Here is a 24,256-nt window from a genome sequence, read left to right on the forward strand (position 1 = left end):
GTTCAGCGCTGCACGTCCAGCCGGTAACCGAGGCCCCGGACGGTGACCACGATCTGCGGATCGGAGGGGTCGCGCTCGATCTTGGTGCGCAATCTTCGCATATGGACATCCACGATTCGCTCGTCACCGAAGAATCCCCGGTCCCAGACGCGCTCCAGCAGGACATCGCGGCTCAGGACCCGGCCCGGTGCATCTGCGAGTTCGCACAGCAGCCGGAATTCGGTGATGGTGAGGTTGATCTCTTCGTCGCCGCGCCGCACTGCGCCGCCCTCGGGCGAGAGGATCAGGGGTGTCACGGGGTCGGCGTCCAGAACGACCTCGATCGGCGCCGTCTCCCGTTCCACCGATAGCCGCGCGCGGCGCCGCAGGGCGCGCATCCGCGCGGTGATCTCCTTGATCTCGAACGGTTTGGTGACGAAATCATCGGCGCCCGCCTCGAGGGCAGCCACCACATCGTGAGTATCGTCACGCGCACTCACCACGATGATGGGCACGTCGTGATCCCGGCGAATCTCCCGGATACAGGTGAAACCGTCCATTCCGCCGAGCATCAGATCGACGATCATGACGTCGGGTACACCGATCGTCCGCAGATGGGTGAGCGCGGCCTCGGCTTCCTCGGCCTCCGCGACGTCGTAGCCTTCGTCCTCCATGGCCAGGCGTAAAGCACCCCGGACCCGGTCGTCGTCTTCCACGATCATCAGGTTCGCGCTCAATTTTCAATCCCTTGCAGACGCACGTGGCGTGCCGCGGCGCGGGTTTCGCATCCCCAAACCGACGCGACAGCCCGCTACTCAGTTTACTCGAGCAACCTTCCGGTTATACGAGTAGCCGCAATGCCTGCGAAGTAAACCCCCCAAGTGAAATGGCTCACTGTCAGATGTTGTGCGCATGCTCCAAACGGAAGAAGTTGCTCGGAGTGCCGTCGGCGCGGAGCTCCTGGTAACGGAAGCTCAGCTTGCGTGCGTCGAAGGTGGCGAACCAGTCGGTCCAGCTGACCGGCTGGAGGACCGCGCCACCGTAGTGCGGGAAGTCCAGGCGCAGGACCCCCACCTCGCCGTTGTACTGACTGCCGGGCGTCGTCGCCGGATTAGCACCGCGCCGCTGGGCCCACTGGCGGATGATCTCATGATTCGTGGTGACCATGGTTGTTCCGGGAGCGGCGGAAAGGCCACCCTTCATGACGAACCTCCTTGCGGTAGGTGCGTACGTGCTCGCCGTGCAACCCTCGGTGGTCACAGCGGCTTTCCGGACTTGTACCCGGCTTCGCACTCTTGCAAACACAGCAGACAGGCAAATGTCCTGCGTGTCCGCACCGCCGAACGGCGACCGGAGCTCACGCCGCCGGCGCTCCTCGGGTTTGCCGAGGATTCGCCGAGACGGGAAAACGGTCACCTGCCGCCGGAAATCGGAGCCAGAGCCACCGTGATGTTATCGCTCCCCCCGCAGACCACCGCGTAGTCGACGAGCGCCCGCGCGCCGTCACTCGTCGGCATCCCGAGGGCTCGTTGCGACAGCTCGACCGGCCCGGGCAGATAGTTCCACAGGCCGTCGGTACACAGCAGCAGCGACCCCGGGCCGTCCAGATAGTAGGAACGGATACTGTCGCCCGACCAGGGCTGCTGCCCGGCGTCCGCTCCCAGCCAGCGCATCAGGGTATGTGCCCGGGGATCGGCCATAGCTGCCTGCTCGTCCATCGCACCCGCTTCGATCAGCGTCTGCGCCCACGAATCGTCGACCGTCAGCTTCTGCGGACCGGCGAGCGGACCGGGATGCCCCGGCCGCGCCGGCTGTTCGGAAATCCGGTCCCCGGCCGCCAGCCAGTAGGCACGGCTGTCGCCGATATTGGACACGGTGACCGATACCCGGCCGTCGGCCTCGGTGCGCACGATCGCCGACACATAGGTGCACGACGGAGCGTCCCCGTCCGGCCCGACCAGATTGCGCACCGCCTCCGACGCGGCCGCCATTCCTGCGGCAGTGGCCTCCTCGGCCGTCCGGTCCTCGGCGAGGGCCGCGAGACAGGCATCCACGCCGGTGCGAACGGCGGTCCCGGAGGCGGCCTGCGGATCCGGCGACGACGACACTCCGTCGCACACCACCAGAACGAGAGTTTCCGGCTGCCCGCTGCCGTCGGACACAACCGCCGCGGCCACGGCATCCTCGTTCCGTGCATGCACGATTCCGCGGTCGGTGACCAGTCCGGCCACGCCCAGATCGGCTTCGAACCGATCCTGAAGCCGATGCGGATGGTCACAGACGGGGCAGCGCGGGCCGCGCCCCTGGGTCCCGCAGTGCACGCAAACCACTTCCGCCAGACCGTCGTCAGGTAGCGCCACCCGGTGGATCCCCGGCGTGACCGCCTGGCGCGGAACTGTTCGTTCCGCCGCCGCGGCCCGGCGGCGGGTATCCAAGGTATCGCGCACCGCCGGCATCGGTTCGGTCACCGCGTCGAGGATATCGCCCGGCTCGGCGCTCCCGGGGTTCGTCTCCGGGTTCATCCGGCCACCACACTCTCGACTAGTTCCCGGCGCCCCCCGACCCGGATACCGCGAGTCCGCACACCGCCCCCCTTCATTCGACCCGTTCCGTTCTGACGATCGACGATAGTACGCGGTGACCGGGCAGACGCGTTCATCCGCGCTCCCCAACCGCGCGAACGGCTTTGCGGGCCGCGACCAGCACCGGATCCCAGACCGGTGAGAACGGCGGGGCGTACCCGAGATCGAGTGCTGTCATCTGCGCGACGGTCATTCCCGCGGTCAGCGCGACCGCGGCGACATCGACCCGCTTACCGGCGCCTTCCCGGCCGACGATCTGCACACCGAGCAGGCGTCCGGTGAGGCGTTCGGCCAGCATCTTGACCGTCATCGGCGCCGGGTCCGGATAATAGCCGGCCCGACTGGTGGATTCGATCGTCGCCGTGACGTATTGCAGACCGGCGGCCCGGGCGTCCTTCTCCCGCAACCCGGTACGCGCCACCTCGAGATCGCAAACCTTGCTGACCGCGGTGCCGACCACACCGGGGAAGGTCGCGTAACCGCCACCGATATTGGCGCCGATGATCTGGCCGTGCTTGTTGGCATGGGTGCCCAGGGGGATATGGCGGCGCATCCCCGAGACGAGATCGAGTACCTCCACGCAATCACCTCCGGCCCAGATATTTTCGTACCCGAGAACCCGCAGGGCGGTATCGGTCAGGATCCCACCGTGCCCGCCGATCGGTAGTCCGGCCGCGCGGGCCAGTTCGGTCTCCGGGGCGACTCCGATCCCGAGCACCACCACATCCGCGGGATATTCGCTACTTCCCGCGGCCACCGCGTGGGCCCGGCCGTCGGCACCGGTCCGGATCGCGGTCACCTCCCGGTCGCCGGCCACCGCGATGTCCAGCCCGCCCAGCGCATCCCGAACCAGGGCGCCCATATCGGGGTCCAGCGTCGACATCGGCTCGACCCCCCGGTGTACGACGGTGACCTCGAAACCGCGGCGGATCAGTGCCTCCGCCATCTCGACACCGATATATCCCGCACCGACCACCACGGCGCGGCGACCGCTGGTTGCTGCCAGAGCCGCGATGAGCGCCTCGCCGTCGTCCAGGGTCTGTACTCCGTGCACACCGGGTGCATCGATACCGGGCAGAGGCGGCCGGATCGGCCGGGCGCCGGTGGTGAGCACGAGTTGGTCGTAGCCGGTCCAGGTTTCGACACCGGTCGCCAGATCGCGGCTCCGCACCCGGCCGCCCGCGATATCGAGTTCGACCACCTCGCTACGCAACCGCACATCGATCGCCCGCGCCCGGTGCTCGGCCGGTGTCCGCGCGACCAACTGGTCTCTGTCACGGACCTGCCCGCCGACCCAGTACGGAATCCCGCAGGCCGAGTACGAGGTGAAATGCCCGCGTTCGAACACCACGATCTCGAGGTCGCCGGCCTCCCGGTACCGGCGTGCCTGGGAAGCCGCCGACATACCGGCCGCATCACCGCCGACGATCACCAACCGCTCGGTCATACGATCAACCTACCCAGTCGGCCGTGTTCCCCGCGGTATCACCGGCGGCCGCTGCTCCCCACCCACCGGCCGACAGGCACCGCCGGCAGTCCTGCCACTCACCGTTCCACCGAGAGCGACGTGCAGTGAGCACCCACACCTCGCGAGTGGATACCCCCGGGACGGTGTCACCGCGGCACGGCTGCCGGGGACATCTGCGCCCGGCCTCCACTGCGCCGCACGCGAGTGCGCCCGGCGCGTACACGCCGTCCGCGCCCGGGCCGAACTCCTGCCCGGGCGCCGCCGGCGTCCGCGGACCGGGCTGTCACGAGCCGGGGCCGTAGCCGATAGCGCCTGCCGGCTTCAGGCGGTGCGCGAGCCGATCAACGGCATCCGGTCCAGGGCGGTGCGGGCGCGAGAGCCGGTGGTCGAGCGGCCGTTGCTGTCGGTGAAGGTCAGGATGCCGTCCTCGATCGGGCTCTTACGCAGGTAGGCGCGGTCCCGGAAATAGCTGTTGACCACCTTCCACGGTCCGCCGGTGCCCTGTCGCGGCATCACCGCGTCGCCGCGCTGGATATAGCCGGAACTGAGCGCACCGCCCATCACCGAGACTTCGGAGCGGTCGCTGTCGCGCGCGTTCACCACGAACCGTGTGTAGCCGCGGTCCCGCATCCGGTTGAGCACCTTGCAGAAGTATTCCGCGGCGAGATCGGCCTTCAGGGTCCACGAGGCGTTGGTGTACCCGAGAACCATCAGCGCGTTCGGTACACCGTCGAGCAGCGACCCCTTGTACATGACCCGCTCCCGTGTCACCACCGGTTCCCCGTCGACGTCCAGGGTGGCACCACCCAGGATCTGGATGGTCAGGCCGGTGGCGGTGACGACGATATCGGCGTCGATCTCGGTCCCCGAGGAGAGACGGATGCCGTTCTCGGTGAACGTGTCGATGGTGTCGGTGACGACGGACGCGTGCCCGCGGCGAAGAGCTTTGAACAGGTCGCCGTCGGGCACCACGCACAGCCGCTGGTCCCAGGGGGCATAGTCCGGGCTGAAATGCCGCATATCGATATTCGGCCCGACCGCCATCCGGACCCAGTTCAGGAACATCTTCCGGGCCAGAGCCGGCTGTTTGCGCGAAAGCTGATAGCTGGCCTGCTGGACGGCGATATTGCGCGCGCGACCGACGTGGTAGGTGAGGCCGGCAGGAGATTTGACCTTCGTGAGGCCGATCGCGACCGGATCGTCGGCCGGGATCGAGGCGATATAGGTGGGCGAACGCTGCAGCATCGTCACATGGGCGGCGTCGGGCACCATCGACGGCACCAGCGTGATGGCGGTGGCCCCGCTGCCGATCACCACGACCTTCTTGCCACGGTAGTCGAGATCTTCGGGCCAGTGCTGGGGATGGACGATCTGTCCGGTGAAGTTCTCCTCCCCGGGGAACGACGGCCGATGGCCCTTGTCGTAGTCGTAGTAGCCGGTGCAGCCGACCAGGAAGCCGGCGGTCCACACTTCTTCGGCGCCGGTCGCTTCCTCGAGGCATCGGACGGTCCACCGGTTGTCCGCACTGGACCAGCTCGCCGAAACCACCTTCCGGCCGAAGTGGATATGCGGGGTGACCCCGTACTCGTCGGCGGTCTTCTCGATATAGCGGCGGATACCGGCGCCGTCGGCAAGCATCTTGGTGCCGCGCCAGGGCCGGAAGCCGTAGCCGAAGGAGTACATATCGGAGTCCGATCGGATCCCCGGGTACCGGAACAGGTCCCAGGTTCCGCCGATGGCGGTTCGTCGTTCCAGGATCGCGTAGCTGCGCCCGGTGTTCTCCTTCTCCAGGTGACAGGCCACATCGATACCGGACAGACCGGCTCCGATGATCAGTACGTCGACATGCCGCGTCATTGCGTTCCTCGTCTGTTCGTGCCGGGTTCGCCGTCGATCATGACAGACGGCCTTTTACCTGTAACCGAGAGTAGCCGATATCGATGGAGGTACCGGGCACGTCCCGCACATCCGGCCGGCGACTCCCTGCATTGCCCCCGCAACCGCCTCGATCAACGTGATATTTACCTCTATTTTCCCTTCTTCTCATTAGGGTCCGCGACGGTATTCGACCGCCCTTTCCCGGTCACCGGAACTCGGCGATGACCGGGGCGAAAGTCTCCAGGTCGGGTTCGAGCACGGTGAGGTATCCGAATCCGAAACGTTCCCGGTTGACCCGCAGCCGCTCGGCGATCTCCCGGGAACTGCCCAGCAGCACTGTCGGCAACTCATCCACCGCGGCCAGCACCCCGGGCTCCACGAACGACCGGTATCTGTCGAGGAATTCGGCGCGCCGCCCGGGGGGCACCACCGACTGGACCAGGACGTTCAACTCCACTTCCCCGGCACGCTCCCCCAGCGCGGCGCGGACGAACCGGACCCGCTCATCGATCTCGGCGGGCCCGGCAAGCCGCAGCGGGCCGGCGCCCGTGGTCGCGGCCCCGGTCAGCGCGACGACCGACGCGTAGCGGGCGGCGAGCGTAAGCATCCGATCACCCCAGCCGCCGATGAGCAACGGCGGGCCGCCGGGCCGGGCGGGCCGCGGTTCATAGCCCGGATCGGCGAACAGATCACGCAATGTCCGCACTGTCTGCTCGAGATATGCCACCCTGTTCGCACCGCTACCGAACGGGATACCGGCGGTATCGAATTCTTCGCGCACATACCCCGCGCCCAGCCCCAGCTCGAGCCGACCTTCGACGAACCGATCCGTCCCGGCGATCTCCCGGGCCAGCAGCACAGGATTGTAGAAGGGCGCATTCAGGACGAACGTGTTCAGCTTTACCCGTTCGGTGTTCTCGGCCGCCAGTACCAGCGCCGGAAACGGCGGCGCGAGGCCGAGGTGGTCGGCTACGCCGATCACGTCGTACCCCAGTTCCTCGGCCCGGCGGCATTTACGTACCCAGTCGTGGCGCGAATCCGGCACGACCATGTTGACGCCGAACCGGAACTCCGTCGATGAGCTCATATCTTCTGCATACCCCGCGTGGGTTCGCCGCGCCGCCTCCGCACCGGCGAGTCGGCGCACATAGGCTGGTACACGTCCCGGGCAGGCGCGGCGCCGGTCCGAGCCACCAGGAGGATTGTCGATGAACGCCACGAAAGCCCGGTTCGGCCTGCTGATCGCGGCCACTGCACTCGCCCTGGCCGGGTGCACCGAGATCGAACAGGCACTGAACAAGGGCGGCGACACACCCTGCCGCGAGTACATCGGACAGGACCCCGAAACCAAGCGCGTCACCATCACGAAGTTCCTCGAGGAACAGCACGGGCAAGCACCGACCGGCACCAATGTGGATCTGTCCATGGCCGCCGTCGACGGCCTGTGCACGGTCCAGGCCAATGCCGATACCCCCATCGAACGGGCCGATCTGGCCGGAATCTTCATCCGGAAATAGCCGGCTGCCACGCCTTCACCACCCCGGCGCCGGGACGAGTCGCGCAGCCGATCGCTCCCCCGCGACCATATGCCCCATACCACAAGAGTTTTCGCCGGACCTACGACACCCCCTCGCCCCGGAAAACGGGATACGCAAGAATGTGTTCGCAAAAGTGCTGGCGAAGTAGCGATCCGGATACCGGGCTGCGGCGAGCCGGAATCGGTGCGTCCGGCCGGTGCCGGCGCCGGAAACCTAGGTACAAGGAGCGCGCAATGTTTCATCGGATCGGATCGGTAGCGCCACGGTGCCGTGGCGTGGCACGGAGTTCCTGATGGCGTATCGCAGCGACCGGGTGGCGGTAACCGACAGAGCCCGTAACGCGTTACGCGAATTGATCGAACAGCACGGCCCCATCCTGCTCTACCTGCCCCACCACGACACGGGCGAAGCGGCACCCGACTGGCTGCCCATCCGCGATTTCCGGGCGGCCGAAGACGATATCCTCTTCGGCCGGTTGGCCTGGCATACCGAACTGTGGATGAGCGCGCAGACATACAAACAATTCGAACGCGACCACCTGACCGTGGACATCCCCGCCGACACCGGTCCACAGGCGGGCGGCGACGAACCCCCGGCGGATACCGCGGTTTTCCTGTTACGCGCCCGCCGGCTCAGCGCCGCCGAGGCCGCCGCCTCCGAGACCCGCAAACGTAGCCGGGGCTGAATCCCGATCACGGGCTCCGCGGGCCGGGCAAGAATTCCGGCCCGCGCGAACGGTCCTCGGCAGAGGCCACCCCGACCCGATCCCGGATAGGTCCACACCGTTTACCCCGCTGTCGGTCGCGAGGTCGACGGAAGTCCTGTTCAATGGGATCCGATGTGCCGGAAGCGGGTCGAGAGGTTACCTTGTGGCGATGTTCAGAGCGAGGCTCGGTGTCCGCGCCCGGATCCTGGCGATCGCGCTCATCCCGAGTTTGACCCTGTTGGTGGCCGGTGTGGGCGCGACCGGCTATCTGATCGACCAGGGCCAGCACGACCGCCAGGTGACCGAAGCGATGCGGGCAGCCTCCGGACCCACCCGCACGGTGTACGAGATCGTTCAGAACGAACGCCGGCTCACCCTCGCCTACCTCGCCGGGGACTCGACCGCCGCCGATGCGCTGGACGCCGTACGACCCGACAGCGAACAGGCGCTACGCGGCCTCCTCGACGCCTCGCACCAGCTACGTAGCCTGCAACCCGACCAGATCACCGATGATGTCGGCTCGTTCGCCACACTCATCCAGCAACTGGGCAATATCCGGGGCGCCGTGGACAGCCGTGCGGTCTCCGCGGGTGACGCCTACACCTTCTACGCGCGTCTGCTCGACGCACTCGCGGCCGGTGCGCAGATCTCGCAGTCCTTCGCGCCGGATGCACATTCGGCCACGCAACTCACCCTCACCACCCGCATCATGCATATGCTCGAGGCGACCTCCCGCAGCCATGCCCTGGCCGGGGCTGCGCTGCGGTCCGGCCGGCCGGTGGCGCTGCCCGAGGAATACATCCAGCAGACCGGCTTCTACCACACCGAAACCGCTCTGCTGGCTCGCGAGCTCGCCCCAGAGCTCGGTGAGCGGCTGAACAATCTGCTCAGCAGCCCGCAGTGGCAGCTGCTGACCCGCACCGAGAACACCCTCATCGCCCGCAGCCTCCCGAGCGCGGACGACGACAGCGCCTCGGCCCTGCCGCCCGCCCAGTTCGCCGCCTGGCAGGACGCGGCCGAGCATCTCGATCACGAGATGCTCGAACTATGGGACGCGCAGAACGTGGTCATGCAGGAGGCCTCGCTGGACGCGGCGGCCCGCACCACGACGCAATCGCTGCTGATCGGGCTCGCCGTGCTGGTGATCTCCGCGGCGGCGTTCGGGATATCCCTGGTACTGGCCAACCGGTTCATCCACCGCCTGGTGCGGTTGCGTGACCATACGCTGGCCCTGGCCGACGAGCGACTGCCGGATATGCTCGACCGGCTCCGCGCCGGGGAGGACGTCGACGACACCGCGGCCGCGGCGAAACTCGATTTCGGCCGTGACGAACTCGGCGCGGTGGCCACCGCATTCGAGCATGCGCACGCAGTAGCCGTGACGGCCGCCGTCACCGAAGCCCGCAACCGGGAAGGCGTCAAATCGATCTTCCTGAACATCGCGCACCGCAGCCAGATCGTGGTGCACAAACAGCTCGAGATCCTCGACGAGGCCGAACGGCGCGAAGAGGATCCGGCAATGCTGGACGTATTGTTCAAACTCGACCATCTGGCCACCCGCGAACGCCGTAACGCGGAGAACCTCATCGTGCTCGGCGGCGGGAAACCGGGCCGCCAGTGGCGCACCCCGGTACCGCTGGTGGATCTGGTGCGCAGCGCGGTCGGCGAAACCCAGGACTATCCGCGGGTGCGCCTGGCCCGGCTGCCCGAGTTGCGGGTGGCGGGCAGCGCGGTCGGCGATCTCATCCACCTGCTCGCCGAACTCGTCGACAACGCGACCTCTTTCTCACCGCCGCAATCGCGAGTCCAGGTGACCGGGTCGGTCATCGGCAAGGGCGTGGCCGTCGAGATCACCGATCAGGGCATGGGGATCCTGGCCGACAGCCGTGACCGGCTCAACGAGATCCTGGAAAGCCCGCCCGATTTCGAGGTCGCGTCACTGCAGCGGGATTCGCGGCTGGGGATCTTCGTCGTCGCGCAGCTGGCCCACCGGCACGGTATCTCGGTACGGCTGTGGGAATCGGAGTACGGCGGTGTGCGCGCGGTCGTGATCGTTCCGTCTGCCCTGCTCACCGACCCCGCGGAGGAGACCGCACCGCTGACGGGATTGGCGCGACCGGCCGCCCCGGTCCCGCCCCCGGCACCCGAGGAGCGCGCCGAAGCCCCGGCGGCCACCCTCGTCGAGGACCGCCCGCGGCCGCCCGGCCGCCCCGATCCGGCGCCTCCGGACGCCGCGCCGGCGGAGAGCGGCACGTCCACCACCGAACCGAAGGTGCTGCCCGACGGTCGTCCGGCTTTACCACGCCGCACCAGGCAGGCTAAAGTCGCACCGCGACCGGAAGATTCGGGCGCCCAGCAGGCCGCAACGGCGCGGCCGCGCTCGGCCGAACAAGCCCGAGATCTGATGGCGGCGATCGAGAACGGTACCCGGCAGGGCCGCAGGCCTCTGCCCGCCACGGATTCCGGCACCGCGACCCCGGTGCCGGACGGCGCATCCCCGGATGAACAGGAAGGCTAAGTGTCAACTTCCACTCAAGGTGACCTGAACTGGCTGCTCGACGATCTCGTCGAGCGACTCGCGGGGGTCCGGCTGGCGGTCGTACTGTCCACCGACGGAATGCTGCTCGGCCACTCCTCGAAAATGGATCGCACCGAAGCAGAGCATTTCGCCGCGATGTCGTCGACCCTGCACGGCCTCGCACGTAGCGCGGGCGCACGATTCGAGGGCGGTAACGTCCGGCAGGCGGTGATCGAACTCGATCGAGCTGTCCTGTTCGTGACCTCCGCCGGCGATAACGCCTGTATCGCGGTCCAGGCGGCCGCGGACGCCAACCTCGGCATGGTGGCCTACGAGATGAACCTGACCGTACAGCGCGTCGGTACCCATCTCTCGACCAGTTCCCGCAGCGGAACCGGGGACCGACCACAGCAACCGTGAGAACAGCGATACGGCGATGACCGGTACACGGGATTCCTGGTTCGACGACGATGCCGGACCGCTGGTGCGGCCGTATGCGATCACCCGGGGCCGGACCGTCGGTGCCGGACACGATCTGGATATGCTCACGATCGTGGTCAGAGCTCGCGGAGCCCCGCCACTACGTCGTACCGAACCCGAATATCTCGATATCGTGCAGTTGTGCACGGAACCACAGACAGTGGCGGAGGTGGCAGCCGCCTTGAAACTGCCGCTGGCGGTGACCAAGATTCTCGTCGGAGATCTGATCGGTGACAGCCATCTGATCTTCCGGACTCCGGTGCAGATGGAGTCCGGCCCCGGCGACTTCAACATATTGCGAGCGGTACTGGATGGAATCCGAAAAATTTGACCCTGCCCGGATCGACCCCGCGGCGCCGGCCCTGGCCGCGTCGGTCAAGGTCCTCATCGCCGGCGGCTTCGGCGTCGGTAAAACCACCATGGTGGCCTCGATCAGCGAGATTCCGCCGCTGCGGACCGAGGAGATGATCACCGAACTCAGTACCGGGATCGATGATCTGTCGGGTGTCGAATCCAAGACCACTACGACGGTGGCGCTGGACTTCGGCCGGATCACCATCGACAAGGACCTGGTGCTGTACCTGTTCGGGACGCCCGGCCAGGACCGGTTCTGGTTCCTGTGGGACGAACTGGCACGGGGCGCGCTGGGGGCGGTGGTCCTGGCCGATACGCGCCGGCTCGGGAACTCCTTCGCCGCCATCGACTATTTCGAACGCCGCGGCCTGCCGTTCCTCGTGGCGGTCAACTGTTTCGACGGTGCCCCGCGCTACACCGTGGACGAGGTCCGGGATGCTCTCGATCTCGACGGCTCGATGCCGGTGATGCTCTGCGATGCCCGTGATCGGGTATCGGCGAAGAATGTGCTGCTCAGCTTGATCGAGTACCTGATCGATCGGGCCACCCGGCCGGATCTGACGGCCAATCCCGGGTGATCCGCCGACGGAGTCGCTCGCCGGCTCCGCCTGAGCGCGTCACCTTCGCCGCAATCCGAGGGCTGCCGATCGGCACCCCTCGGCGTTCACGGCCGGCACGGTGCGGGAAAGCGCCGCGTAACCGTGCAGGGCCGTCGCAACAGACGCAGCCGGTACTCAGTGCAGGGCGCCCGCCGTGTGTAGTTCGTCGAACAGCAGCTGGTCCACGGGTGGTACATGCGGTCGATCCGCGTAGCCGAACCAGGCGATTTCGGCGATTTCGCTGCTCGCGGTCAGCTGTCCCCGGTACTCGGCGCGGTAGCAGCTCATCCGCACCCGGGCCGTACCGTCGACGGCCTCGTAGACGCCCACCGGTTCGACGGTTTCGGTGACCAGTGCGACGGTGAGCTCTTCGGCGATCTCGCGCACCAGCGTCTGTTCATCGGATTCGCCCGCTTCGCGTTTTCCGCCCGGAATGTAGAAGATCTCCTTACCCGACGGGCGAGCGCACAGGATCCGCCCGTCCACGATCAGGACCCAGGCCACCGTATCGATGAGCTCACCGACCAATTCGTCCATCACGCCGGCAGCTTAGACCAGCGCCGCGCGCGGACCATCTCGGCCAAGCCGGCCCCAACCGCGCGGTCGCGGACGTACCATGCGGACGTGGCCGATGTGAATCCTCCCGCCGTGTTGCGAGTCCTGGTCTACAGCAACGATGCCGACACCCGGAGTCAGGTGATGCTGGCGCTCGGGCGCCGCCCCCATCCGGATCTCCCCCCGCTCGAGTACCTCGAGGTCGCCACCGCTGCGGTGGTACTGGAGCGGATGGATGCCGGCGCGGCCGATCTCGCCGTTCTGGACGGAGAATCCGCCCCGGTCGGCGGGATGGGGCTGGCCAAACAGCTCAAGGACGAGCTCGCCGAATGCCCGCCGCTGATCGTGCTCACCGGCCGCGCCGACGATGCGTGGCTGGCGAACTGGTCGCGTGCCGAGGCGGTCGCGTCCCATCCCATCGATCCGCTGCGGCTCACCGAGATCGTGGTCGACCTGCTGCGCCGACGCCCGGCCGCCTGAGCGCGTCGAACCCGGCAGCGGTAGCGGAGCATCGGCGTGCGCAGGACTGGAGTTCAGCGCTCTGGATAAGCCTGAGCACGTCGCGGTCGCAGCGTCACCGAGTAGGGCTCACACTCCAGGCGCAATCTGATACAGCCCGAGCCGATTAGGTTCATTCGCTCATAAATCTCAGTCCCGAATTCGATCAAACCGGTCTGTGAATCCCCGTTCTCCCTGCCGCAACAGTTGTAGGCTGTGCTGTAGCTCACATGAGCGCGGGAGATGATATATACCCGCGACGCCTGAATCTGCCCCCAGCCCATTCTCGTTTCCGGGGCAGCTCCCGGCGGCGCGGGCCGTACCCATCGACCGCCCGGCCCCGTACGCGGGCCCCGCGGCACAACCGCCGGGTCCGGAGTTCACAAGGAGGGGAAGCGCAGTCGTGAACACCGAACTGCCGATATTGGTCCTCGGCGCGGTTGCCGCCGCGTTCGCGGTCATCTCGGTCCTGATCGCCGGCCTCATCGGCCCGAAACGCTATAACCGCGCGAAACTACAAGCCTACGAATGCGGTATCGAACCGACCCCGCATGCAGTGGCCGGGGGTGCGGGAAGCACTACCGGGCAACGTTTTCCGGTGAAGTACTACCTCACCGCGATGCTTTTCATCATTTTCGATATCGAGATCGTGTTCCTCTACCCGTGGGCGGTCCATATCGATGCGCTCGGGGTGTTCGGCCTGGTCGCGATGGCATTGTTCATCGTCAACGTCTCGGTCGCCTACGCCTACGAATGGCGGCGCGGCGGCCTCGGCTGGGACTGAGCCGCGAACCTCCGATCAGCCGCGGTCCGCGTTCCGGCGCGGGCCCATAGCCCAGGGAGTAGTCGGATATGGGTTTGGAAGAGAAACTGCCCAGCGGGTTCGTACTCAGCACGGTCGAGGCCATGGCGGGGTACATGCGCAAGGGATCGCTGTGGCCGGCGACGTTCGGTCTGGCCTGCTGCGCCATCGAGATGATGGCAACCGGCGGCGGCCGGTTCGATTCGGCTCGTTTCGGTATGGAGGTTTTCCGCGCCTCGCCGCGGCAGGCCGATCTGATGATCGTCGCGGGCCGGGTCAGCCAGAAGATGGCGCCGGTACTGCGACAGGTCTACGACCAGATGACCGAGCCGAAATGGGTACTGGCCATGGGAGTCTGCGCATCATCGGGCGGAATGTTCAACAACTACGCGATCGTGCAGGGTGTGGACCACGTGGTGCCGGTCGATATCTACCTGCCGGGTTGCCCTCCGCGACCGGAGATGCTGCTCAACGCGATCATCGCCCTGCACGACAAGATCCAGCACACCCCGATGGGGGTGAATCGCGCCGAGGCGATCCGGGCTGCGGAGCAGGCCGCCCTCGCCGCGACCCCGACGATCCGGATGGAGGGTCTGCTGCGATGAGCACCGACCGTCCCGAATCCACCGACAGCCGAGCCGTCGAACCGGAACAGCCCATCGGGCCGAACGACGAGGTGATCGGCCGCCGCCGCGGTATGTTCGGCATCTCCGGTAGCGGTGACACCTCCGGGTACGGGCGCCTCGTGCACGAGATCGCCCTGCCGGGTGGTACTCCCCCGCCCTACGGGGGCTATTTCGATACGGTCGTCGACCTGTTGCGCACCGCACTGGACACCGGCGCCGGTTTCGACGCGGCGATCGAAAAAGTGGTCGTGGACCGCGACGAACTCACCCTGCATGTGCGCCGGGACCATCTGGTGGCGGTGGCACGGGCGTTACGCGACGATCCCGCCCTGCGTTTCGAACTGTGCCTCGGAGTCAGCGGCGTGCACTACCCCGACGAAACGGACCGCGAACTGCACGCCGTCTACCACCTGAACTCGATCACCCACGGCCGGCGGCTGCGCCTCGAGGTGGCGGCACCCGATACGGATCCGCATATTCCCTCGCTGTATCGCGTGTACCCGACGTGCGACTGGCACGAACGGGAAACCTACGACTTCTTCGGTATCCGGTTCGACGGGCATCCCTCGCTGACCCGGATCACCATGCCCGACGACTGGCGCGGTCACCCACAGCGCAAGGACTACCCGCTCGGCGGGATACCGGTCGAATACAAGGGCGCGCGCATTCCGCCGCCCGATGAGCGGAGGGCCTACAGCTGATGAGTGAAATCGATATCCGGCCCGGTGTTTCCGGTGGGCCCGACCACGACGACTCCGGTACCGGTACCACCCCGGCCGCGCCGGGCACGGACACCGACCACCAGGTGGTAACGGTCGCGGGCCAGGACTGGGACGATGTCGCCGATGCGCTCCGCGGCGCCGGCGAGGAACGCATCGTCGTCAATATGGGGCCGCAGCATCCGTCCACGCACGGTGTGCTCCGGCTCATCCTGGAGATCGAGGGCGAAACCGTGGTGGAGGCCCGCTGCGGAATCGGCTACCTGCACACCGGGATCGAGAAGAACCTGGAGTTCCGCACCTGGGCCCAAGGCGTCACCTTCGTCACCCGGATGGACTATCTGTCCCCGTTCTACAACGAAACCGCCTTCTGCCTGGGAGTGGAACGCCTGCTCGGGATCACCGACGATATCCCCGAGCGCGCCACCGTGATCCGGGTACTGCTCATGGAGCTCAACCGCATCTCCTCACATCTGGTGGCACTCGCTACCGGAGGTATGGAGCTCGGCGCGCTCACGCCGATGCTGTTCGGATTCCGGGAGCGGGAACTGATCCTGGATGTTTTCGAGGCCATCACCGGCCTGCGGATGAATCACGCCTATATCCGGCCCGGTGGTGTCGCCCAGGATCTCCCCGACGACGGGGTCACGAAGGTGCGGGAACTGCTGGAGCTGATGCCGAATCGGCTCCGGGATATGGAACACCTGCTCACGCACAACCCGATCTTCAAGGCCCGCACCCAGGGCATCGGCTATCTGGATCTCACCGGATGTATCGCGCTCGGTGTCACCGGACCGGTGCTGCGGTCCACCGGGCTCCCGCACGATCTACGCAAGGCCATGCCCTACTGCGGATACGAGACCTACGAATTCGATATCCCCACCACCGATACCTGCGACTGCTACGGCCGCTACCTCATCCGGATCGAGGAGATGAAGGAGTCGCTGAAGATCGTGGAACAGTGCCTGGACCGGCTGCGTCCCGGCCCGGTGATGGTCTCGGACAAGAAGATCGCCTGGCCGGCGGATCTCACGCTGGGCCCCGACGGCCTCGGTAACTCACCGCGGCATATCGGCAAGATCATGGGCACCTCCATGGAGGGGCTCATCCACCATTTCAAGCTGGTCACCGAGGGTATCCGGGTACCGCCGGGGCAGGTCTACGCGGCGGTGGAATCGCCGCGCGGCGAGCTGGGGGTGCATATGGTCAGCGACGGTGGTACCCGGCCGTATCGCGTGCACTATCGCGATCCGTCCTTCACGAACTTGCAGGCGGTGGCGGCGATGTGCGAGGGCGGCATGGTCGCCGATGTGATCGCCGCTGTGGCGAGTATCGATCCGGTGATGGGCGGGGTGGACCGATGACCGAGATCCTGCTGCGCCTTAGCACGCGGCCGCAACCCTATCCGGACGAGGTCCGGGCCCGGTTGGAACCGGAGGCGAAGGAGATCATCGGCCGGTATCCCCAACCGCGCTCGGCCCTGCTGCCCCTACTGCATCTGGTGCAGTCGGAAGAGGGCTGTGTGAGCAGCACCGGTATCGAGTTCTGCGCCGAACTGCTGGGCCTCACCGGCGCCGAGGTGACGGCGGTGGCGACCTTCTACTCCATGTACCGGCGCACGCCCACCGGCGACTATCACGTCGGTGTCTGCACGAATACGCTGTGCGCGGTTCTCGGCGGCGATGCCATCCTCGCCACACTGCGCGAGCATCTGGGAATCGCGCACGGAGAAACCACCGACGACGGCAAGATCACCCTCGAACACATCGAATGCAATGCCGCCTGCGATTATGCGCCGGTCGTCATGGTGAACTGGGAATTCTTCGACAACCAGACACCCGAATCGGCGAAGACCCTGGTCGACGATCTCCGCGACGGCCAATCGGTCCGGCCGACCAGGGGCGCCCCGCTGTGCACGTTCCGCGAGACCGCGCGCGTGCTGGCCGGATTCCCCGATACCCGTCCCGGCGTACTGGACGGTGATCCCGGCGGTCCGACGCTCGCGGGACTGGATATCGCGCGGGAACAGGGGATGCGTGCACCCGAGGTGCCGGAGACCGGTGAGGACGGTGCACGATGACCTTGACTCCGGTACTGACCAGATATTGGAACCTGCCGAACTCCTGGACACTCGACACCTACCGGGCGCATCAGGGGTACGAGGCACTGCCGACCGCGTTCGCCATGACGCCCGACGAGGTCATCGCCACGGTCAAGGACGCGGGCCTGCGCGGCCGTGGCGGAGCCGGCTTCCCCACCGGAATGAAATGGGGTTTCATCCCGCAGGGCCCCGAGCCGGACGGCACGGTGAAACCACATTATCTCGTCGTCAACGCCGACGAATCCGAACCGGGCACCTGCAAGGACATCCCCTTGATGCTCGCTTCCCCGCATTCGCTGATCGAAGGCGTGATCATCGCGGCCTACGCCATCCGCGCCGCGCATGCGTTCATCTACGTACGCGGTGAGGTCGTGCCGGTGCTGCGCCGGTTGCAGGCCGCGGTCGCCGAGGCGTACGCCGCCGGGCTGCTGGGCACCGATATCCTGGGGTCGGGATACGATCTCGAACTCACCGTCCACGCGGGCGCCGGCGCGTATATCTGTGGTGAGGAAACCGCGCTCCTGGATTCGCTCGAGGGCCGCCGCGGCCAGCCCCGGCTGCGGCCGCCGTTTCCCGCCGTCGCCGGGCTCTACGCCAGCCCGACGGTAGTCAACAATGTCGAGTCGATCGCCAGCGTGCCGCCCATCCTCCGGAACGGGCCGAGCTGGTTCCGTGCCATGGGCACCGAGAAATCACCGGGTTTCACCCTGTACTCGCTGTCCGGACACGTCACCCGGCCGGGGCAGTACGAAGCGCAGCTCGGGGTGACGCTGCGGGAACTTCTCGGTTACGCGGGGGGTGTCCGGGCGGGCCACCAGCTGAAGTTCTGGACACCCGGCGGCTCCTCGACCCCACTGTTCACCGCCGAACATCTCGACGTACCACTGGATTACGAGAATGTCATGGCACACGGATCTATGCTCGGCACCAAAGCGTTGCAGATCTTCGACGACACCACCTGTGCGGTCCGGGCCGTTCTGCGCTGGACGGAGTTCTACGCGCACGAATCGTGCGGGAAATGCACGCCGTGCCGGGAAGGCACCTACTGGCTGGTGCAGCTGCTCACCCGGCTCGAAGCCGGTCTCGGCACCCCGGCCGACCTGGACAAACTCCTGGATATCGCCGACACCATCAACGGTAAATCGTTCTGCGCGCTCGGCGACGGCGCCGCCAGCCCGATCGTGTCCTCCATGAAGTATTTCCGCGACGAATACATCGCCCATCTGGAACGAGGTGGCTGCCCCTTCGACCCGGCACGCGCCACCGCCTGGGCCTCCACCGCGGCCGGAGAGGTAATCCGATGACAGCTACCGTCCGTTCCGATTCGGCCGATCTGCAGCCCGCCGACCTGGTCACCCTCACCATCGACGGCACCACGGTGAGCGTTCCGGCCGGGACACTGCTCATCCGCGCCGCCGAGCTGATCGGCGTCCAGATCCCCCGATTCTGCGACCATCCGCTGCTCGCGCCCGTGGGCGCCTGCCGGCAATGCCTGGTGGAAGTGGAAGGTCAGCGCAAACCGGTGGCGTCCTGCACGATGGCGGTCACCGAGGGCATGGTGGCCCGCACCCAGTTGAGTTCACCGACCGCGGAGAAAGCGCAGCAGGGGGTGATGGAACTGCTGCTGATCAACCATCCGCTGGACTGCCCGGTCTGCGATAAGGGCGGCGAATGCCCCCTGCAGAACCAGGCCATGTCCACCGGGCGTACCGAGTCCCGGTTCGAAGGCGTCAAACGCACGTTCCCCAAACCTATTCCGCTGTCGAGCGCGGTGCTGCTCGACCGGGAACGCTGCGTGCTGTGCGCGCGCTGCACCCGTTTCTCCCAGCAGATCGCCGGAGACCCGTTCATCGAACTGCTCGATCGCGGTGCGCTGCAGCAGGTCGGCACCGCCGAGCACGAGCCGCTCGACTCGTATTTCTCCGGGAACACCGTGCAGATATGCCCGGTCGGTGCACTGACCGGGACCAGTTACCGCTTCCGGGCCCGCCCCTTCGACCTGGTGTCCAGCCCCAGTGTCTGCGAACACTGCGCCTCGGGGTGCGCGCAGCGCACCGATCACCGGCGCGGGAAGGTGATGCGCCGTCTGGCCGGTGACGACCCGCAGGTCAACGAGGAATGGAACTGCGACAAGGGCCGGTGGGCATTCGCCTACGCCACCGAACGGGACCGGATCACCACGCCGCTGCTCCGTCGCCCCGACGGCGAACTGGCGTCCTGTTCGTGGTCGGAGGCCCTGGCCGCGGCCGCGCGCGGTTTGCGTGCCGGAGTGGGGAATGCGGCGGTGCTACCGGGCGGACGGGTCACCGAGGAGGAGGCCTATGCCTACGCGAAGTTCGCCCGGGTGGTCCTCGGCACCAACGATATCGATTTCCGCGCCCGCGCCCATTCCGCGGAGGAGGCCGAGTTCCTCGGCGCGTGGGTCGCCGGCCATCCCGACTCCGTCGGCTACGACAGTCTCGACACCGCACCGGTGGTGCTGCTCGCGGGATTCGAACCCGAGGAGGAATCGCCCATCGTCTACCTGCGGCTGCGGAAGCAGGCACGCACCCGGGCCATGCCCGTCTACTCCCTCGCCCCATATGCCTCCCGCGGTCTGGAACGCATGTCGGGCACCCTGCTTCCGACAGTGCCGGGTGCCGAAGCACAGACCCTCAGCGCACTCGGCGGAACCGGCGGATCGGCAACCTCGGCGGTAGCGGACTCTGTTTCGGCGGACCTGGCGCGGCTGCTGCGCCGGCCCGGCGCGGTGATCCTGGCAGGCGAACGATTGGCCGCAGTCCCCGGGGCGCTGTCGGCGACGATCCGGCTGGCCGCCGATACCGGTGCCGCGCTTGCGTGGGTGCCGCGCAGAGCGGGTGAACGCGGCGCGGTGGAAGCGGGTGCGCTGCCCGGCCTGCTCCCGGGCGGGCGGACCGTCACCGACCCCGACGCCCGGCGCCAGGTCTGTCAGGTATGGAACGTCGACGAAATACCGGCCGGGCCGGGGCGTGATACCGGGACGATCCTCGACGGCAGCGGCCGGGTCGGCACCCTCGTCGTCGGCGGTGTCGAACTCGCCGACCTGCCCGATCCGGCCGCGGCCCGGGCCACGCTCGACCGGGCGGATTTCGTGATCTCCCTGGAACAACGGCACAGCGAGGTGACCGCGTACGCCGATGTGGTGTTCCCGGTGGCGACGGCGATGGAGAAATCCGGTACCTACCGCACCTGGGAGGGGCGCCCACGGCCGTTCACCGCGGCGTTGACCGACAGCACGGTGCGCCGTACCGCGGCACCGATATCGGACCAGCGGGTGCTGCACAGCCTCGCCGCGGAACTCGGTGTTGCGCTGGGCCTGCCCGATACCGCCGCCGCCCGGGCCGAACTCGACCGGCTCACCGGCTGGTCCGGGACCACCACCACGGCGCCTGCGTATCCGGCCGGCCCGGTGCCGGCGCCGCCCGCCGGGTCCGCGGTCCTGGCCGGCTGGCGGATGCTGCTCGACCGCGGCCGGCTACAGGACGGTGAGCCGAATCTCGCGGGTATCGCCCGGGCGCCGGTCGCCCGTATGTCGGCGGACACCGCCGCGGAATCGGGCGTGGCCGACGGCGAGCAGGTCACGGTTGCCACCGGAAACGGCACGGTCACTCTGCCATTGGTGGTTACGCCCATGCCCGACAGGGTGGTGTGGCTGCCGATGAATTCACCCGGCTGCTCGGTGCACACCGCTCTGGGCGCAGGACCGGGCAGCGTCGTCACCGTGCGGCGCGCCGAACGGACGGAGGCCTCCGACCATGACTGATCTGTCCCTTTTCGGCCTGGACCCGCTGTGGCTGGTCGCCGCCAAAGCCGTCGCCGTTTTCGTGTTCCTGCTGCTGACCGTCCTGTTCGGGGTCCTGGTGGAACGCAAGGTCGTCGCGTGGATGCAGATGCGGGTGGGGCCCAACCGGGTCGGCCCCAAGGGTCTGCTGCAGAGCGCGGCCGACGGGGTGAAGATGGCGTTCAAGGAGGACATCGTCCCCGCGATCGTCGACAAACCCATTTTCGTTCTCGCCCCGGTCATCTCGGTGGTCGCCGCCGTGATGGCCTTCGCGGTGATCCCGTTCGGGCCGGAGGTGTCGATCCTCGGGAACCCCACCGCGCTTCAGCTCACGGATCTACCCGTGGGGGTGCTCTACATTCTGGCGATCACCTCGATCGGGGTGTACGGAATCGTGCTGGCCGGCTGGGCCTCCGGTTCGACCTACCCGCTGCTGGGCGGCCTTCGCTCCACCGCCCAGGTGATCTCCTACGAAATCGCCATGGCGCTGTGTTTCGCGGCCGTATTCCTGCTCGGCGGCACCATGGCGACCTCGGGCATCATCGCTGCCCAGCAACCCACCTGGTATGTGTTCCTGCTGCTGCCGTCGTTCCTGATCTACTGCATCTCCATGGTCGGTGAGACCAACCGCGCGCCATTCGATCTGCCCGAGGCCGAAGGCGAACTGGTCGGCGGTTTCCACACCGAATATTCGTCGCTCAAGTTCGCGATGTTCATGCTCGCCGAGTACGTGAACATGGCGACGGTCTCCGCGCTCGCGACCACCATGTTCCTGGGCGGCTGGCGCGCCCCGTTCCCGGTCAATCTGTGGGAGGGCGCGAATTCGGGCTGGTGGCCGCTGCTCTGGTTCACCGCCAAGGTATGGATGTTCCTGTTCGTCTTCATCTGGCTGCGCGGCACCCTGCCGCGGCTGCGCTACGACCAGTTCATGAACCTCGGCTGGAAACTGCTGATTCCGGCCTCGCTGGCGTGGGTGATGGTCGTGGCCACCGCCCGCGTCCTCGATCTCGAAGGTTATGCGGCGGCCACGCCGATTCTGGTGATCGCCGGTCTGCTGGTGACCGCGCTGCTGGTGGGGTTGTTCCTGCGGGCCGGCCGAATCCCCGCGCCGGCTCCGGAGTTCCCGCCCGACGACGATATCGCCGCCCCCACCGCGGGTTCGCCGAGCGGTTCCGAGGTTTTCCTCGGCTTCCCCACCCCACCGCTTCCCGAGCGGACCTCCACCATTACCTCCTCGCCCGGTCTGTTCGAACCCCTGGCGGGTTTCGCGGTCACCGCGGGCACCATGTTCAAGAAACCCAATACCGAGTTCTATCCCGAGGAAAAGGTGCCCACCGCGCCGCGATATCACGGGCGGCACCAGCTCAATCGGCACCCGGACGGGCTGGAGAAATGTATCGGATGCGAACTGTGCGCCTGGGCCTGTCCGGCCGACGCGATCTACGTCGAGGGCGCCGACAACACCGAGGAGGAGCGTTTCTCTCCCGGTGAGCGCTACGGCCAGGTGTATCAGATCAACTACCTGCGCTGTATCGGCTGCGGCCTGTGCATCGAAGCCTGCCCGACTCGGGCCTTGACGATGACCAACGACTACGAACTCACCGACGACAACCGGGCCGACCTCATCTACGAGAAAGACCGGCTCCTCGCGCCCCTGGCACCGGATATGCAGGCCCCGCCACACGCCATGCAGCCGGGCACCACGGAGGCCGACTACTACCTCGGCCGGGTACACGGCGATACGGAGCGCCCCGTCGCCGGCGCGGGACAAGGAGGCCCCCGATGAGCCCCGCAACCGCATTCCTGGCAGCCACTCCCCTCACCGAGACCGGCACCGGCGAGGCCGTCCAGTTCTGGATCCTTGCGCCGCTGGCGGTACTCGGTGCGCTGGGTATGGTTTTCGCGGCCAAAGCCGTGCATTCGGCGATCTGCCTGGCTGCCACCATGATCAGCCTGGCGGTGTTCTATATCGCCCAGGATGCACTGTTTCTCGGTGTCGTCCAGATCGTCGTGTACACCGGCGCCGTCATGATGCTCTTCCTGTTCGTCCTCATGCTGGTGGGCGTCGATTCCGCGGAATCCCTGCGCGAAACCCTGCGCGGGCAGCGTATCGCCGCCGCTGTGGTCGGGGTCGGCTTCGGCATCCTGCTGTGCACCGGGATCGCGCACGGTATCCGGCGTTCCGATATCGTCTTCCCCGCCACCGGTTTCCCCGGTCAGGACGTGATAGGCGCGCTCGCCGAGTTGATCTTCGTGCGTTATGTGTGGGCGTTCGAGCTCACCGGGGCCCTGCTCATCGCCGCCACCATCGGCGCCATGCTGCTCGCGCACCGTGAGCAGTTCGTCCCCAAGCTCGGCCAGCGCGAACTGTCCCGGCGGCGGTTCCGCGTTCCCGGGCACCGGCCGACACCGCTGCCGACACCCGGTTTCTACGCACGGCACAACGCCGTCGATATCCCCGCCCGGCTCCCGGACGGCTCCTTCGAGGAACTGTCCGTCTCCACCATCCTGCGGCATCGCCGCACCCGGGCACTCACCGATGCGGCGATCCTGTCCGTCGGTGCGCCGACCGCGGAACGTCCCGCCGGCGAAACCGCACCACCCGGTATCGGAGATACCCCGACGCCCGGCGCCGGACACCCCACCACTCGCCCGGCCGACGAGGAAGGTCCCCGGTGAATCCCGAGAACTACCTGTTCCTGTCCGCGCTGTTGTTCACGATCGGCGCCGCGGGAGTGTTGTTGCGGAGCAACGCCATCATCGTGTTCATGTGCATCGAGCTGATGCTCAACGCGGTCAATCTCGCGTTCGTGACCTTCGCCCGGATGCACGCGAACCTCGACGGTCAGGTGTTCGCCTTCTTCACGATGGTGGTCGCCGCGGCCGAGGTCGTGGTGGGACTGGCCATCATCATCACCATTTTCCGCGCCCGCCGCTCGACCTCGGTCGACGACGCCAACCTGCTGAAGTTCTGACATGTTCGGGTCGAGCACGGAGGTAGCAGCGCAGTGTAGCCACGCAGCGCTCCCGAGCATGTCGAAAGGACGCTGA

24 protein-coding genes are annotated in these 24,256 nt (G+C 67.2%); 17 read left to right on the top strand and 7 right to left on the bottom strand.

Going from position 1 to position 24,256, the window contains the following annotated elements; genetic code table 11:
* Positions 1 to 2 precede the first annotated feature (2 nt).
* The 6 genes from NFL01S_RS23120 to NFL01S_RS23145 all read right to left on the bottom strand — a co-directional run bounded on the left by NFL01S_RS23120 (position 3) and on the right by NFL01S_RS23145 (position 6,994).
* Entirely contained in the window at positions 3 to 716 is a 714-nt protein-coding gene (locus NFL01S_RS23120) for a response regulator transcription factor (protein ID WP_033241837.1), read from the bottom strand.
* Between the two features lie 160 nt (positions 717 to 876).
* Positions 877 to 1,182: a hypothetical protein gene (locus NFL01S_RS23125; protein ID WP_062978527.1), complete on the bottom strand. Its 306-nt coding sequence runs from the start codon at positions 1,180 to 1,182 to the stop codon at positions 877 to 879.
* 209 nt (positions 1,183 to 1,391) lie between these two features.
* Positions 1,392 to 2,501 (bottom strand): PP2C family protein-serine/threonine phosphatase, encoded by a 1,110-nt coding sequence (locus NFL01S_RS23130; protein WP_062978387.1) that lies wholly within the window; start codon positions 2,499 to 2,501, stop codon positions 1,392 to 1,394.
* A gap of 133 nt (positions 2,502 to 2,634) precedes the next feature.
* The gene (locus NFL01S_RS23135) at positions 2,635 to 4,008 is read right to left on the bottom strand and encodes an FAD-dependent oxidoreductase (RefSeq protein WP_062978388.1); all 1,374 of its coding nucleotides are present in this window, start codon (positions 4,006 to 4,008) and stop codon (positions 2,635 to 2,637) included.
* A gap of 342 nt (positions 4,009 to 4,350) precedes the next feature.
* Positions 4,351 to 5,886: a flavin-containing monooxygenase gene (locus NFL01S_RS23140; RefSeq protein ID WP_062978389.1), complete on the bottom strand. Its 1,536-nt coding sequence runs from the start codon at positions 5,884 to 5,886 to the stop codon at positions 4,351 to 4,353.
* A 226-nt stretch (positions 5,887 to 6,112) separates the two neighbouring features.
* Positions 6,113 to 6,994, bottom strand: a complete 882-nt coding sequence (locus tag NFL01S_RS23145; RefSeq protein ID WP_062978528.1) for a TIGR03621 family F420-dependent LLM class oxidoreductase — start codon at positions 6,992 to 6,994, stop codon at positions 6,113 to 6,115.
* Between the two features lie 121 nt (positions 6,995 to 7,115).
* Between NFL01S_RS23145 and NFL01S_RS23150 the strand changes: the two genes are divergently transcribed.
* The 6 genes from NFL01S_RS23150 to NFL01S_RS23175 all read left to right on the top strand — a co-directional run bounded on the left by NFL01S_RS23150 (position 7,116) and on the right by NFL01S_RS23175 (position 12,081).
* Positions 7,116 to 7,424 (top strand): hypothetical protein, encoded by a 309-nt coding sequence (locus NFL01S_RS23150; RefSeq protein ID WP_062978390.1) that lies wholly within the window; start codon positions 7,116 to 7,118, stop codon positions 7,422 to 7,424.
* Positions 7,425 to 7,737: 313 nt separating this feature from the next.
* Positions 7,738 to 8,130 carry a DUF779 domain-containing protein gene (locus NFL01S_RS23155; RefSeq protein ID WP_063916024.1) on the top strand — a complete coding sequence of 131 codons (393 nt, stop codon included), beginning with the start codon at positions 7,738 to 7,740 and terminating at the stop codon, positions 8,128 to 8,130.
* Between the two features lie 190 nt (positions 8,131 to 8,320).
* On the top strand, positions 8,321 to 10,669 hold the full coding sequence (locus NFL01S_RS23160) for a sensor histidine kinase (RefSeq protein WP_062978529.1): 2,349 nt from the start codon (positions 8,321 to 8,323) through the stop codon (positions 10,667 to 10,669).
* Entirely contained in the window at positions 10,670 to 11,089 is a 420-nt protein-coding gene (locus tag NFL01S_RS23165) for a roadblock/LC7 domain-containing protein (protein ID WP_033241832.1), read from the top strand.
* 16 nt (positions 11,090 to 11,105) lie between these two features.
* A complete protein-coding gene (locus NFL01S_RS23170; RefSeq protein ID WP_033241831.1) occupies positions 11,106 to 11,480 on the top strand; it encodes a DUF742 domain-containing protein in 375 nt (124 codons plus the stop codon).
* Entirely contained in the window at positions 11,461 to 12,081 is a 621-nt protein-coding gene (locus NFL01S_RS23175) for a GTP-binding protein (RefSeq protein ID WP_051157594.1), read from the top strand. Before NFL01S_RS23170 ends, NFL01S_RS23175 begins: the two co-directional genes overlap by 20 nt.
* A 156-nt stretch (positions 12,082 to 12,237) precedes the next feature.
* Here NFL01S_RS23175 and NFL01S_RS23180 read toward each other — a convergent pair whose 3' ends face one another.
* Positions 12,238 to 12,639, bottom strand: coding sequence for an NUDIX hydrolase (locus NFL01S_RS23180; protein ID WP_062978392.1), 402 nt, complete (start codon positions 12,637 to 12,639; stop codon positions 12,238 to 12,240).
* Between the two features lie 87 nt (positions 12,640 to 12,726).
* Between NFL01S_RS23180 and NFL01S_RS23185 the strand changes: the two genes are divergently transcribed.
* From NFL01S_RS23185 to nuoK, 11 genes are all read left to right on the top strand, one after another.
* Positions 12,727 to 13,137, top strand: coding sequence for an Rv3143 family two-component system response regulator (locus NFL01S_RS23185; RefSeq protein WP_062978393.1), 411 nt, complete (start codon positions 12,727 to 12,729; stop codon positions 13,135 to 13,137).
* Positions 13,138 to 13,558: 421 nt separating this feature from the next.
* Positions 13,559 to 13,939: an NADH-quinone oxidoreductase subunit A gene (locus NFL01S_RS23190; protein WP_062978394.1), complete on the top strand. Its 381-nt coding sequence runs from the start codon at positions 13,559 to 13,561 to the stop codon at positions 13,937 to 13,939.
* A 68-nt stretch (positions 13,940 to 14,007) separates the two neighbouring features.
* The gene (locus NFL01S_RS23195; protein ID WP_062978395.1) at positions 14,008 to 14,562 is read left to right on the top strand and encodes a NuoB/complex I 20 kDa subunit family protein; all 555 of its coding nucleotides are present in this window, start codon (positions 14,008 to 14,010) and stop codon (positions 14,560 to 14,562) included.
* Complete coding sequence (locus NFL01S_RS23200; RefSeq protein WP_062978396.1) at positions 14,559 to 15,284, top strand: NADH-quinone oxidoreductase subunit C; 726 nt, start codon at positions 14,559 to 14,561, stop codon at positions 15,282 to 15,284. The genes NFL01S_RS23195 and NFL01S_RS23200 overlap by 4 nt, the downstream gene beginning before the upstream one ends.
* Entirely contained in the window at positions 15,284 to 16,666 is a 1,383-nt protein-coding gene (gene nuoD, locus NFL01S_RS23205) for an NADH dehydrogenase (quinone) subunit D (protein WP_245670841.1), read from the top strand. Before NFL01S_RS23200 ends, nuoD begins: the two co-directional genes overlap by 1 nt.
* On the top strand, positions 16,663 to 17,382 hold the full coding sequence (nuoE, locus tag NFL01S_RS23210) for an NADH-quinone oxidoreductase subunit NuoE (protein ID WP_062978397.1): 720 nt from the start codon (positions 16,663 to 16,665) through the stop codon (positions 17,380 to 17,382). The genes nuoD and nuoE overlap by 4 nt, the downstream gene beginning before the upstream one ends.
* Positions 17,379 to 18,707, top strand: coding sequence for an NADH-quinone oxidoreductase subunit NuoF (gene nuoF / locus NFL01S_RS23215; RefSeq protein WP_062978398.1), 1,329 nt, complete (start codon positions 17,379 to 17,381; stop codon positions 18,705 to 18,707). Before nuoE ends, nuoF begins: the two co-directional genes overlap by 4 nt.
* Complete coding sequence (locus tag NFL01S_RS23220) at positions 18,704 to 21,187, top strand: NADH-quinone oxidoreductase subunit G (RefSeq protein WP_062978399.1); 2,484 nt, start codon at positions 18,704 to 18,706, stop codon at positions 21,185 to 21,187. The genes nuoF and NFL01S_RS23220 overlap by 4 nt, the downstream gene beginning before the upstream one ends.
* Positions 21,180 to 22,991: an NADH-quinone oxidoreductase subunit NuoH gene (gene nuoH / locus NFL01S_RS23225; protein WP_062978400.1), complete on the top strand. Its 1,812-nt coding sequence runs from the start codon at positions 21,180 to 21,182 to the stop codon at positions 22,989 to 22,991. Before NFL01S_RS23220 ends, nuoH begins: the two co-directional genes overlap by 8 nt.
* Positions 22,988 to 23,884 carry an NADH-quinone oxidoreductase subunit J gene (locus tag NFL01S_RS23230; protein ID WP_084493172.1) on the top strand — a complete coding sequence of 299 codons (897 nt, stop codon included), beginning with the start codon at positions 22,988 to 22,990 and terminating at the stop codon, positions 23,882 to 23,884. Before nuoH ends, NFL01S_RS23230 begins: the two co-directional genes overlap by 4 nt.
* The gene (gene nuoK, locus NFL01S_RS23235) at positions 23,881 to 24,180 is read left to right on the top strand and encodes an NADH-quinone oxidoreductase subunit NuoK (protein ID WP_033241823.1); all 300 of its coding nucleotides are present in this window, start codon (positions 23,881 to 23,883) and stop codon (positions 24,178 to 24,180) included. Before NFL01S_RS23230 ends, nuoK begins: the two co-directional genes overlap by 4 nt.
* Positions 24,181 to 24,256: the final 76 nt, after the last annotated feature.

It is taken from the genome of Nocardia flavorosea NBRC 108225 (assembly GCF_001613385.1).
In the GTDB taxonomy this organism is placed as follows: domain Bacteria; phylum Actinomycetota; class Actinomycetes; order Mycobacteriales; family Mycobacteriaceae; genus Nocardia; species Nocardia flavorosea.

Excerpts from the sequence above, each read along its gene's own strand:
- NFL01S_RS23125 (WP_062978527.1), bottom strand. The coding sequence starts at position 1,182 with ATGAAGGGTGGCCTTTCCGCCGCTCCCGGAACAACCATGGTCACCACG.
- NFL01S_RS23130 (WP_062978387.1), bottom strand. The coding sequence starts at position 2,501 with ATGAACCCGGAGACGAACCCCGGGAGCGCCGAGCCGGGCGATATCCTC.
- NFL01S_RS23135 (WP_062978388.1), bottom strand. The coding sequence starts at position 4,008 with ATGACCGAGCGGTTGGTGATCGTCGGCGGTGATGCGGCCGGTATGTCG.
- NFL01S_RS23140 (WP_062978389.1), bottom strand. The coding sequence starts at position 5,886 with ATGACGCGGCATGTCGACGTACTGATCATCGGAGCCGGTCTGTCCGGT.
- NFL01S_RS23145 (WP_062978528.1), bottom strand. The coding sequence starts at position 6,994 with ATGAGCTCATCGACGGAGTTCCGGTTCGGCGTCAACATGGTCGTGCCG.
- NFL01S_RS23150 (WP_062978390.1), top strand. The coding sequence starts at position 7,116 with ATGAACGCCACGAAAGCCCGGTTCGGCCTGCTGATCGCGGCCACTGCA.
- NFL01S_RS23155 (WP_063916024.1), top strand. The coding sequence starts at position 7,738 with ATGGCGTATCGCAGCGACCGGGTGGCGGTAACCGACAGAGCCCGTAAC.
- NFL01S_RS23160 (WP_062978529.1), top strand. The coding sequence starts at position 8,321 with ATGTTCAGAGCGAGGCTCGGTGTCCGCGCCCGGATCCTGGCGATCGCG.
- NFL01S_RS23170 (WP_033241831.1), top strand. The coding sequence starts at position 11,106 with ATGACCGGTACACGGGATTCCTGGTTCGACGACGATGCCGGACCGCTG.
- NFL01S_RS23175 (WP_051157594.1), top strand. The coding sequence starts at position 11,461 with ATGGAATCCGAAAAATTTGACCCTGCCCGGATCGACCCCGCGGCGCCG.
- NFL01S_RS23180 (WP_062978392.1), bottom strand. The coding sequence starts at position 12,639 with ATGGACGAATTGGTCGGTGAGCTCATCGATACGGTGGCCTGGGTCCTG.
- NFL01S_RS23195 (WP_062978395.1), top strand. The coding sequence starts at position 14,008 with ATGGGTTTGGAAGAGAAACTGCCCAGCGGGTTCGTACTCAGCACGGTC.
- NFL01S_RS23200 (WP_062978396.1), top strand. The coding sequence starts at position 14,559 with ATGAGCACCGACCGTCCCGAATCCACCGACAGCCGAGCCGTCGAACCG.
- nuoD (WP_245670841.1), top strand. The coding sequence starts at position 15,284 with ATGAGTGAAATCGATATCCGGCCCGGTGTTTCCGGTGGGCCCGACCAC.
- nuoE (WP_062978397.1), top strand. The coding sequence starts at position 16,663 with ATGACCGAGATCCTGCTGCGCCTTAGCACGCGGCCGCAACCCTATCCG.
- nuoF (WP_062978398.1), top strand. The coding sequence starts at position 17,379 with ATGACCTTGACTCCGGTACTGACCAGATATTGGAACCTGCCGAACTCC.
- NFL01S_RS23220 (WP_062978399.1), top strand. The coding sequence starts at position 18,704 with ATGACAGCTACCGTCCGTTCCGATTCGGCCGATCTGCAGCCCGCCGAC.
- nuoH (WP_062978400.1), top strand. The coding sequence starts at position 21,180 with ATGACTGATCTGTCCCTTTTCGGCCTGGACCCGCTGTGGCTGGTCGCC.
- NFL01S_RS23230 (WP_084493172.1), top strand. The coding sequence starts at position 22,988 with ATGAGCCCCGCAACCGCATTCCTGGCAGCCACTCCCCTCACCGAGACC.